This is a genomic window from Synechococcus sp. 60AY4M2 (assembly GCF_002760375.1).
GTDB lineage: Bacteria > Cyanobacteriota > Cyanobacteriia > Thermostichales > Thermostichaceae > Thermostichus.
Window position 1 is genome coordinate 1,148,730 of record NZ_AUMZ01000001.1, and the last position, 6,782, is coordinate 1,155,511.

The following is a 6,782-nucleotide window of genomic DNA, read 5'->3' on the forward strand; positions in this document are numbered from 1 at the left end:
AACCTGCGCAAAACTTCAGCCCAAGCCCCCGGGCTGGCTCAGCCCGTTGTCGGCGGGGGCGGGTTGAGGGCGCGGTTGAGCTTGCCGCTGCGGTAGCCCTCCAAATCGAGACTGACGTAGAGGTAGCCGAAGGATTGCAGAGCCCTGACCAGCGCTTCCAGATCGGTTTTTTGCACAAACTCTCGGATCTGGTGAGGGGGCAGTTCGATGCGAGCAGTATCTTTCTCGGAGCGCACCCGCACCTGGTGCCAGCCCAAGCTGCGCAAATAGCGCTCTGCCGCCCCCACTCGGCGCAGCTTCTCGGCAGTGATGGCCTCGCCATAGGGAAAGCGGGAGCTGAGGCAGGGCTGAGCCGGCTTATCCCACCAGGGCAGGCCCAGATGGCGAGACAGTTGCCGCACCTCCAGCTTGCTCATCCCCACCTCCGCCAGGGGGGAACGCACGCCCCGCTCTCGAGCTGCCTGCACTCCCGGCCGGTAGTCGGCCAGATCGTCGGCGTTGAGGCCATCCACCACGTAGTCGTATCCTTGGGCTTGCGCCAGCCGGCACAGCAGGTCATGCAAGTGGCTTTTGCAGAAGTAGCAGCGGTTAGCGGGGTTGGCGGCGTAGCGGGGATCCTGCAGCTCCTGGGTCTCGACGATCTGGTGGCGGATGCCGATGGATTGGGCTTGCCAGATGGCCTCCTCCAGATCTTCGGGCAAAAGGGCAGGGGAGGCGGCAGTGACGGCCAGGGCCCCCTCCCCCAACTGATCCCAGGCCAGCTTGGCCACCAGGCTGCTATCCACCCCGCCTGAGTAGGCCACCAAGACCCGCCCCATCTTGGCCAAGATCTGGGCAAGCTGCTCAAACTTTTGCTGCAGCACGGGATCCCACTCCGTCGCCAGAGCTGGGGCGGGGGAAGGGATGTTCCTGTCTTGGTTGGTGTCCATGGGTCCAGGACATGCCGAAGAGGGAGTCGCTTGGGGGGATCCCCTCTTTACTTCTCCTATTCTTCCGCAGAGCTTCTCGACTTTCCAACGCTTTTCTCCCAAAGAAGGTGCCGGATCCCTCCTAGAGCCCCTAACCCTTAGACCAGCAAGTCGTCGAGGCGGTAGGCTGGATTGCAGTTGGGGTTGTTGCCGTCCTTAACCGTTTTCTTCCCTTGACACGCCATGGCTCTGCAGCTCGAACCCGCCGGCCCGTCGGAAGTGTCCCTCTATCAGCCCTATTACGCGGTTGCCCGCCGGCAGTACCTGCCCCTGGCCGTGGGCCTTTACAAAAAAGGCAGCCTGGAAGGACAGAGGGCCATCGAGGGAGACAAGCCCGTGCGTTTCCTGGCCAGTTGGCACACGTCGCTGTTGCCCGCAGATCTGACCGTGGTGCAGGTGGTCTTCGATCAGGATGCCGAGCTCACTTACCAGCTCTCCATCGCCAACTACGAGTTTGTGGACTACCTCATCGACGTGGTAGCGCTGGTGCAGCGGGGGCAGCCGCCGGATTTCACCACCGCCTTTTACAAAAAGTTGATGCGGTATGAAGACTGAAGCAGATTCTCCGGTCGCCATCACCCTCTACGACACCACGCTGCGGGATGGGGCGCAGCGGGAGGGGCTGTCGCTGTCGGTGCCAGATAAGGTGCAGATTGCCAAGCTGCTGGATCGGCTGGGGATCCCCTTTATTGAGGGGGGCTGGCCGGGGGCCAATCCCAAAGATGGACAATTTTTCTGGCAACTGCGGGAAGAGCCGCTGGAGCAGGCGGAGCTGGTGGCCTTTTGCTCCACCCGCAAGCCGGGGCGGCGGGCAGCCGATGACCCCCTGCTGCAGGCCATCTTGGCGGCGGGAACCCGCTACGTGACGGTTTTTGGCAAGTCTTGGGATCTGCATGTTACGGAGGGGCTGGGCACCACGCTGCAGGAAAACCTGGCCATGATCCGCGACACCATCGCCTATTTGCGCTCCCAAGGGCGGCGGGTGATCTACGATGCCGAGCACTGGTTCGACGCCTACCGCCACAACCCCGACTACGCCCTGCAAACCCTCGTGGCGGCTGCCGAGGCAGGGGCGGAGTGGCTGGTTCTCTGCGATACCAACGGCGGATCCCTGCCCCACGAGATCGCCGCCATCACGGCAGCCGTCTTGGCCGAATCCCATCACCTGGGGCATTTGCCCTTGGGGATCCACACCCACAACGACTCTGGCACTGCTGTGGCCAATGCCCTGGCGGCAGTACAGTCGGGGGCGCGCATGGTGCAGGGCACCATCAACGGCTACGGGGAGCGCTGTGGCAATGCCGACCTGTGCAGCGTTATCCCCAACTTACAACTCAAGCTAGGCTACCGCTGTCTGCCCGAGGGAAAGCTGCAACACCTAACAGAGATCTCCCGCGCCATCAGTGAGGTGGTCAACCTGGCCCCGGACGACCATGCTCCTTTCGTGGGCCGATCCGCCTTTGCCCACAAGGGTGGGATCCATGTCAGCGCTGTTCAGAAAAACCCTCTTACCTACGAGCACATTGCTCCGGAGCAGGTGGGCAACTGCCGGCGCATCGTCGTTTCGGATCAGGCGGGGTTGAGCAATATCCTCAGCAAGGTGGCCGAGTTCGGGATCCGGCTGGACAAGTCGGATCCCCAGGCCCGCTTGATCCTAGAGCGGCTGAAGACCTTGGAGCTGCAGGGCTACCAGTTTGAGGCCGCTGAGGCCAGCTTTGAGCTCTTGGTGCGGGAGCTGTTGGGGCAGCGCTCGCATCCGTTTGAGGTGCTCAGCTTCCATGTCAGCGCCACCACCCGCTCCGACTGGAGCAGCAAAGACTGGGATCCCAGCGGCGAGGCAACGGAGGTGCAGTCCTTGGCGGCGGTGAAGATTGCGGTGCGGGGGCAGACGCGGGTGACGGCAGCGGAAGGCAATGGGCCGGTGGCGGCTTTGGATGGGGCGCTGCGCAAAGCCTTGCTGGAGTTTTACCCGCAACTGGAGGCCATTCACCTGGCCGACTACAAGGTGCGCATCTTGGACGGGCGGGCCGGCACCTCGGCCAAGACGCGGGTGCTGGTGGAGTTTAGCGACGGCCACCGCCGTTGGACCACGGTGGGAGTTTCCACCAACATCATCGAAGCCTCCTGCCGGGCCTTGGTGGAAGGCTTTGAGTATAGTCTCTTAACAGAACCTTGCCTTTCCCCACCCTCTGCCCAAAGGGCCTCGCCTTGAAGGGGATCTCCCCTCTCCCTCTGGGAGAGGGGCTGGGGGTGAGGGCCGGCGCGGAGCGCTTGGGCCTGTCTCCAACTCATTTGAAATCACCCAGCTCCCATGAGAATCATCGGCCTGACGGGCGGCATAGCCACAGGCAAATCCACGGTGGCCCGCCTCTTGGAACGGCACGGGATCCCGGTGGCCGATGCAGATCAGATGGCGCGGCAAGCCCTAGCGGTGGGATCCCCCATCCGCGAGCGGGTGCTGCAGCGCTACGGCCGGGCCATCCAGGATCCCTCTGGAGCGCTGGATCGCCGCCAGTTGGGGCGGATTGTCTTTGCCGATGCCGCCGAGCGGGCCTGGCTGGAAGCCCAGATCCATCCTTTTGTCAAAGCGCGGCTGCGGGAGTTTCTCGAGGCCCACGGGGCATCTGCGCCGCCTGAGGAAGCGACTGAGGCTCGACCCAGTTGCCAATGTCCTCACGGGGAAGGCCATCCCACCGTTTGCCTGATGATCCCGCTCCTGTTTGAGGCCCACATGGAAAACTGGGCCAGCGAGATCTGGGTGGTGACCTGTACCCCGGAGCAGCAGCGGCAGCGGCTGGCGCAGCGGGATCTGCTGACGGCGGCAGAAATCGAGGCGCGCCTGGCCAGCCAGTGGCCCCTAGAAGAAAAGGCCCGTCGCGCCCATGTAGTGCTGGACAATTCCGGATCCCTGGCGCAGCTGGAAGCCCAGGTTAGGCAAGCCCTGGGGGCTCACCCCAGAGAAGGAGGGGCCATTTGCCCCACCCCGCCGAGCCGGATAGAGTGACGGGGGAGGGATCCCTTTCTTTGCAGCTATGTCTGGATGGATCGAGAAAGAGGCGATGCAGGAAGCACTTTGTGGCAGCGGGAGAGAGTCTTTGTGGACCTCAGCGCTGGCGGCGCGGGAGCGGGAGATCCAGCTTTTGCGGGAGCGCAACCGCCTGCTGCAGAGCCAGATCGACCTGTTGGAGCTGCGCCAAGAAAAGCAACAGCGGCAAATTCGCAGCTACGAGGCCGAGATCGAGCAGCTCTACCAAGAAAAGCAGGTGTTGGAGCAGATGCTCCAGGAGCTGCCGGAGCTCTACCGGCGCAAACTTCAGGCCCGCCTGCAGCCCATCCGCGAGCGCATCGCCGCCATGCAGGCAGAAAATCGCCGGCTCAAGAGGGAACTGTACCAGCTCAGCTACCGGCTGCAGCACGTGGATCAACTGGATGCCCCCGGCTGGAAGGTGCAATTGCCGCAGATCCCTCCGCTGCGCCGCCGGGATCCCAAAGCTCTGCCCGCCCAGGGAGCGACATCTCCTCCCAGGCCCAGTATCGCTCTTGAGGGACAAAGGGAGAAGCCAGAATAGGGGAGCCCCCCTGGGATGCCTCAGCATTGCCCAGCAAGAGCGGTTTCGGCGGGGGCGCGCTTGCAAGGCGACTGGAGAGCTCGAAAAAATGGCCGTTGCTGGCAAGTACGAACCCCTTCATTTGAAATACCGCCCGCAGCGCTTTGCCGAGGTGGTGGGCCAAGGGGCAGTCGTGCAGACTTTGGCCAATGCCATCCGGCTGGGGCGGGTGGCGCCGGCCTACTTGTTCTGTGGGCCGCGGGGCACCGGAAAAACCTCCAGCGCCCGCATCTTGGCCAAGTCTTTAAATTGCGAGCAGGGGCCAACGCCGGATCCCTGTCAGGTATGCAGCCAGTGCCGCGCCATCACCGCCGGCTCTTCTTTGGACGTGATTGAGATCGACGCGGCCAGCAACACCGGCGTGGACAACATCCGCGAGCTGATCGAGCGGGCCCAATTTGCGCCGGTAAATAGCCGCTACAAGGTCTATGTCATCGACGAGTGCCACATGCTCAGCAATGCCGCCTTCAACGCGTTGCTGAAGACGCTGGAAGAGCCGCCTCCTCGCGTGGTGTTTGTGCTGGCCACCACCGACCCCCAGCGGGTTCTGCCCACCATCGTTTCCCGCTGTCAGCGGTTTGACTTCCGCCGCATCCCCCTCGACGACATGGTGGCCCACCTGGGCCAGATCGCCGCCCAGGAAGGGATCCCCATTGCACCAGAAGCCTTGCACCTGGTGGCCCAACTGGCCCAGGGCGGGCTGCGGGACGCCGAGCGCCTGTTGGATCAGCTCAGCTTGCTGGAGGGATCCATCACCCCAGAAGCCGTATGGGACTTGGTGGGCGGGATCCCGGAGCGGCAGCTTTTGGATTTGACCGATGCGTTGCTGGCTCAGGATGTGCAGGCGGTGCTGGCCCAGACGCGACAATTGCTGGAGCGGGGCAGAGAGCCCCTGGTGGTGCTGCAGAGCCTGGTGGTTTTTTACCGGGATCTGCTGCTGGCCAAGACGGCCCCCCAACAGCGGCAGTTGGCGGCCGTAACGGATCCCACCTGGGCAGCTCTGCAGCAGCGGGCTCCTCGCTACTCGGTGGAGATGCTGCTGGCGGCCCAGAGCCACCTGCGCCAGTGCGAGCCGCAAATTCGCCAGAGCGGGCAACCCCAGCTTTGGTTGGAGATCGCCCTGCTGGATCTGCTGGGCCAGCTTCGCCAGAGTGCCGTCCCGCTGCCGTCAATAGAGGCCAAAGGCGGAGAGCCGCTCCCAGCCGTCGGCCCGCCAACGGTCGGAAAGACCCCTAGCCCCACCGTCCCAGCCAGCGAGGAGCTGACAGCTCCTACGACAACCCTTCCAGAGACCCCAGCCCCTTCCCCTGCTGCAACAGGGGGATCCCTCCCGCCGTCGCAAACGGCAAAGCCAAGTCGGGAGAAGCCGGCCAGCCCGGAAAAAGCGAAAGATCCGCATCCCCTCAAGCTGCTGCGGCCCCGGTGGGAGGAGTTTCTTGAAAACCTTCGCCCCATCACCAGAGGCCTATTGGCATCCGGCTATTTGCAGCAGGAGTCTCTCGTTGGCTCTGACGGGACGGAGACCTTAGAGATTACCCTTGCTTTTCCCAATAAGGGCTTAGTGGACAAGGTGCGCAGCAAAGAAGCCGAGCTCTGCTCTGCGCTCCACAACCTGCTGCAGCGCCCGGTGCGGCTAAATTTGGTGGTGCAGCAGGGACCTTCGTCCCGCCATCGTGAGGGGAGTGCTGGCGAAACCTCAGGTCGCGAAAAGGCTCCACCCCTCGCCCCTGCAAAGTTGCAGAGCCGAACCCCCAGGGGCGACAACCTCCCCAAAGACTTATCGCCATCTCCCAAGGCGGGATCCCAAAGCTACGGTAGAGTCGGGCAACCTCCTCCTGCTGAGCCAGAGACCCCTGGCGAGAACTCCATCCCGCCAGCGCAAGCGGCAAAGCCTCCCTCCTACCACCTTGCCCACGAGCTGGCGGAGGTGGCCCGCCGCTTTGCCGACCATTTCAACGGCAGCCTGATAGATTTGCAAGGGATCCTGGCCTCGCCCGAGGAGGCAACGGCAGAACTGTCCGCTCTCGAGAGCCTGGAAGCAGAGGGATCCCCGGATCTGGGTGAAGCCTACGGCCCGCCGGCAACCCAGTCCCCCCTAGCCCCCGCAGAGGAGGAGCATGACTCTAGTCAATAATAAGCTCAACTATACTGAAAATAATGTATAATATGTTCAGTACGGATTACTACCAGTTGATCTTTCTGTTTA

The 6,782-nt window shown here is 63.2% G+C and carries 6 protein-coding genes; 5 read left to right on the top strand and 1 reads right to left on the bottom strand.

What is annotated here, in order from left to right; genetic code table 11:
* Positions 1-38: 38 nt before the first annotated feature.
* The gene (larE, locus tag SYN60AY4M2_RS05030; RefSeq protein ID WP_011429471.1) at positions 39-863 is read right to left on the bottom strand and encodes an ATP-dependent sacrificial sulfur transferase LarE; all 825 of its coding nucleotides are present in this window, start codon (positions 861-863) and stop codon (positions 39-41) included.
* A 288-nt stretch (positions 864-1,151) separates the two neighbouring features.
* Between larE and ebsA the strand changes: the two genes are divergently transcribed.
* The 5 genes from ebsA to SYN60AY4M2_RS05055 all read left to right on the top strand — a co-directional run bounded on the left by ebsA (position 1,152) and on the right by SYN60AY4M2_RS05055 (position 6,710).
* Positions 1,152-1,523 carry a type IV pilus biogenesis protein EbsA gene (ebsA, locus tag SYN60AY4M2_RS05035; RefSeq protein WP_099812419.1) on the top strand — a complete coding sequence of 124 codons (372 nt, stop codon included), beginning with the start codon at positions 1,152-1,154 and terminating at the stop codon, positions 1,521-1,523.
* The gene (cimA, locus tag SYN60AY4M2_RS05040; RefSeq protein WP_099812420.1) at positions 1,513-3,180 is read left to right on the top strand and encodes a citramalate synthase; all 1,668 of its coding nucleotides are present in this window, start codon (positions 1,513-1,515) and stop codon (positions 3,178-3,180) included. Before ebsA ends, cimA begins: the two co-directional genes overlap by 11 nt.
* A 99-nt stretch (positions 3,181-3,279) precedes the next feature.
* Positions 3,280-3,972: a dephospho-CoA kinase gene (gene coaE / locus SYN60AY4M2_RS05045; protein ID WP_099812421.1), complete on the top strand. Its 693-nt coding sequence runs from the start codon at positions 3,280-3,282 to the stop codon at positions 3,970-3,972.
* Positions 3,973-4,063: 91 nt separating this feature from the next.
* Positions 4,064-4,537, top strand: a complete 474-nt coding sequence (locus SYN60AY4M2_RS05050) for a hypothetical protein (protein ID WP_187147164.1) — start codon at positions 4,064-4,066, stop codon at positions 4,535-4,537.
* 88 nt (positions 4,538-4,625) lie between these two features.
* The gene (locus SYN60AY4M2_RS05055) at positions 4,626-6,710 is read left to right on the top strand and encodes a DNA polymerase III subunit gamma/tau (RefSeq protein WP_099812422.1); all 2,085 of its coding nucleotides are present in this window, start codon (positions 4,626-4,628) and stop codon (positions 6,708-6,710) included.
* The last annotated feature ends 72 nt before the right edge of the window (positions 6,711-6,782 follow it).